Below are 3,589 nucleotides of genomic sequence, written 5' to 3' on the forward strand. Positions count from 1 at the left end.
AGAGCAAAGTCAATATTGTCAAGAGCAACGACCCCGGGAAATTCCTTCCTGATCGAGATCATCTCAACAATCTTCATTACTTTCTCCCGAAATGCTTTGCGTAAGCTTCCTCCGCATTGGTTCCTTCGTTCACGACTTCTTTCAATGCCAAGAGCATTTCAACGGGTTTTTCATGTTGCCAGACGTTTCTCCCCATGTCTACCCCAAGAGCTCCAGCCTTAACGGCATTTTCGGCGATCTTCAGGACGTCGAGAACCGAATCCATCTTCGGACCTCCCGCAATGACTATCGGAACTCCTGCGCTTGCTTCCACTACCTTTTCGAAGTTCTCATCACAGTAGTAAGTTTTGATAATGTCCGCGCCCATTTCTGCTGCTACTCTTACAGCCAGCGCAAGGTATCTGGGATCTGTCTTTCTTTCTCTATCCTTGCCAATTGCGGTTACCGCGAGAACTGGAAGACCGTAGGTCTCGCATTCATCACAGAGAAGCGACAGTTCTTTAATCGTCGAGTGTTCATTTGGAGTTCCTACATAGATTGAAGTAGCAACGGCATCAGCCGAGAGTCTTAGCGCTTCCGTCACGGTAGTGGTTAAACTCTCCTTTGTGAGATCTTCACCAACTATGGTTGCTGCACCACTTATCCGGAGGACTATTCCAACATGTCCATCGGGTACGTAGCAGTTCTGGAGGATCCCCTTATTGAGCATGATGGAATCTGTGTAAGGTGTAAGTTTTTTCAGAACTTCTCCCGGCCTCTCAATACCTTGCATCGGACCAAGAGCCATCCCGTGATCTAGAGCTAACATGATCGATTTTCCAGACTTGTTGAAAATCCTTGAAAGTCTGTTTTTCTTGCCAAACAACTCACTCACCAACCTTTATTCCGACTTTTATTGATCTGCCTTCCACCGCATCATTGAAGGCTTCCTCAAAATCCGAGAATTCGTAGATCCTATTTGTAAAAGGCGTTAGAAGGAGCTGACCGCTATTCATTAACGCGATTGCGGCAGCGAAGTCTTTTGGTGCAAATCCTGTAGTTCCGGTCATTCTTATTCCGTTGTAATGTATGATGTTAGGATCGAAAGAGGCCTTTATCCCTTTTGGATAGCCTCCGAACAAAACCAGATTGCCGAAAAGTTTGACCATTGGTAGATATTTGTCTATGAGCTCAGGAATTGGCGCGGTAAGAACAATTGAGTTGAACTTACCTGAAGCTTCAAGGGAAGTGGAAAAACCCATTTCCTCCGCTAGTTTAAGTCTGTCTTCTCTTGTATCGACTATCTTTACGATCTGACCATAGATATCTCTCAGGGCCGTGGCATTTAGCATTCCCATGATACCTGCACCAACTACTAGAACAGATTCCCCCGGTTGGAGCTTCATGTTTCTACATGAGGTCAACGCGCAAGCCATGGGTTCGGCGAGAGCAGCTTCCCTAATTTGAGATTCAGAGACTTTCCAAACACCCTTGCTGGCATAACTCATGTCTACGGAAAGAAATTCCGTCATAGCGCCATTGCTCGGAAAACTCCTATTTCTACAGCCTTCGGGATTCCCGCCAATGCACTGTTCACATTCCCCACAATTTACGAATGGAGCAACTGCAACGCAATCTCCGACTTCAAAACCCTCAACCTTCGATCCAACTTCCACAATCCTTCCCGAGCATTCATGACCGAGAATGGTGGGAGGCTTTATCATGGGGTGGCCCTGTTTAAAGGTCTTTATGTCAGTAGAACAAATGAATGAATACATAATCTTCACAAGAATTCCGTCTTCCTCGATTTTTGGTTTCTCAACCTCTCTGATAGAGAGCTTTCCAATTCCTTCGTACATTACTGCTTTCATTCACACACCTCCTGTTATGCAACCAACCTCTGGGCAGTCCTAATGTCAGTAAACAATGTAGTTATATATCCCCTTGAGAGAGCGGCGCGGATTCCATCGACCTTATGCTCTCCACCGCTTAAACATATCTTTTCAGGCACTTTTACTAAATCATGGAAGGGAATGCCCAGTAAGACATCTTCGATCTCTCTGCAGATGATTTCTCCTTCCTTGTTTAGAAATCTCGAAACGATATCTCCCACCGCGTGTTTTCGAACAAGCTCAAGGATGATCTCTCCAGGAAGGTTTGAATCCAGCACCGCAGACATGCCGGCCGGGGCTCCTAAACCAAAAACTACTGCCTCAAGGTGAGCCCATTCACTTATGACATTCTGAACAGATCCCACTTGAGTCATCATGCTGAGCTGTTCGGCAGTGTTGACGATTGCCGGAGCGGAAAGAAATACCGGTGTCGCACCCAGAGAGTTCGCCATCTTCTCAACAATATTGTTGATCTGATATGTTTTTTCTGACTGACCAAGGCCCCCAAGGAGAGGAACGATCTTCATATCGGGAAGCTGCCCCAGTTTGTTTGGTAGACTCATTACAGCCTCATAAACAGTAGTTCCCCAGCCAAGGCCAACGGATCTCTTCCCGTCGATTATTTTCAAGATATTGTTCTGAAAGGACAATGCAATTCTCTGTTTAGTTTCCTTTTCTGTTCCCTCTACAGACGCAACTACGTGTGCCTCTCTAATCGAGTATTTCTTGCAGAGTTCTTCCTCGAGCGCGCTGAGGTCAAATGAGTCTGGTTCTACGAGTTCGATCTTCACCATTCCCAGTTTCCTCGCATTTGTAAGAAGTCTGGAAACCTTTGATCGGGAAATTCCAAGTTCTGATGCGATCTCTTCCTGATTCATCTCATTTACGTAGTACATTTCTGCGGCTCTGTAAGCGAGACTAACTTCGTCTGTCTTCATCTCCTTACCTCCGTCTTAATACCTCTCTTGTTCTCTTGATGAAGCTAGGTTTGTCCTGTTCCAAGTACAGGTTTCTTCCAATGGCCGCACCCGCAGCTCCCGCAGCAGCTGCTTCCTCAAGAGACGAGAAGAAGTCTTTGCTCCTTTCTCCACCTGCTATGATTACAGGAACGGGACAGGATCTGATTACATACTCATAATCACTCGTGATGTTTGTCTTAACGATATTTGCACCCAATTCGGCAGCTATTCTCGAGATATCCGCAATCACTTTCCTTGAGAAATACTCTTCCTTCTTGTACGGCAACATCTCCGCAATCACAGGAATTCCATATCTTCGATACTCCCAAATCGCTCTGCTAAGACTATGAAGAGCATCTGAATCACATTCCTGACCAACAATTCCCATGACGATGACGCCGTCTGTCCCCATGCGAAGAGCCTCCTCCGGTTGCAGAAAATACTTTGTGTTCTCTATGTCCCCGGAAAGCGCCGACCCGGCGTGAGTGACTCTCACAATCAGAGATTTCCGACAATCTAATTCATCTATGAGAGAGGCTATCCCGGGATTGAGAATGATCCCGTCAACATCCAGCTTCTCAACCTCGTGAACATAGCTCTTTATGTCCTCCAACCCCTCCGGTACCCCTGCAAATTGCCCATGATCGGCCGCTGCAAGGACAAGCGATTCACCGGCTAGCAATCTACTCAGTCTTCTCTTTAGTCCGTTCACCAAAACTCCTCCACATCTGTGCACAAACGTGCATCACGTTTTCTCAC

At 46.4% G+C, this 3,589-nt stretch carries 4 protein-coding genes; all 4 read right to left on the bottom strand.

The features are described from left to right. Positions 1-76: 76 nt before the first annotated feature. From ENN47_09440 to ENN47_09455, 4 genes are read right to left on the bottom strand one after another with little or no spacing between them, the layout of a single operon-like run. A complete protein-coding gene (locus tag ENN47_09440; protein ID HDP78385.1) occupies positions 77-865 on the bottom strand; it encodes a 3-hydroxy-5-phosphonooxypentane-2,4-dione thiolase in 789 nt (262 codons plus the stop codon). 1 nt (position 866) lies between these two features. Next, entirely contained in the window at positions 867-1,850 is a 984-nt protein-coding gene (locus ENN47_09445) for a hypothetical protein (protein ID HDP78386.1), read from the bottom strand. A gap of 14 nt (positions 1,851-1,864) precedes the next feature. Then, a complete protein-coding gene (locus ENN47_09450) occupies positions 1,865-2,809 on the bottom strand; it encodes a sugar-binding transcriptional regulator (protein HDP78387.1) in 945 nt (314 codons plus the stop codon). 4 nt (positions 2,810-2,813) lie between these two features. After that, entirely contained in the window at positions 2,814-3,566 is a 753-nt protein-coding gene (locus ENN47_09455; protein HDP78388.1) for a hypothetical protein, read from the bottom strand. Positions 3,567-3,589: the final 23 nt, after the last annotated feature.

The sequence above is a fragment of the Mesotoga infera genome (genome assembly GCA_011045915.1).
Taxonomy (GTDB): Bacteria; Thermotogota; Thermotogae; order Petrotogales; family Kosmotogaceae; genus Mesotoga; species Mesotoga infera_D.

Bases quoted from the DNA above. Each gene is read 5' to 3' on its own strand.
- ENN47_09445 (HDP78386.1), bottom strand. From the start codon at position 1,850: ATGAAAGCAGTAATGTACGAAGGAATTGGAAAGCTCTCTATCAGAGAG.
- ENN47_09450 (HDP78387.1), bottom strand. From the start codon at position 2,809: ATGAAGACAGACGAAGTTAGTCTCGCTTACAGAGCCGCAGAAATGTAC.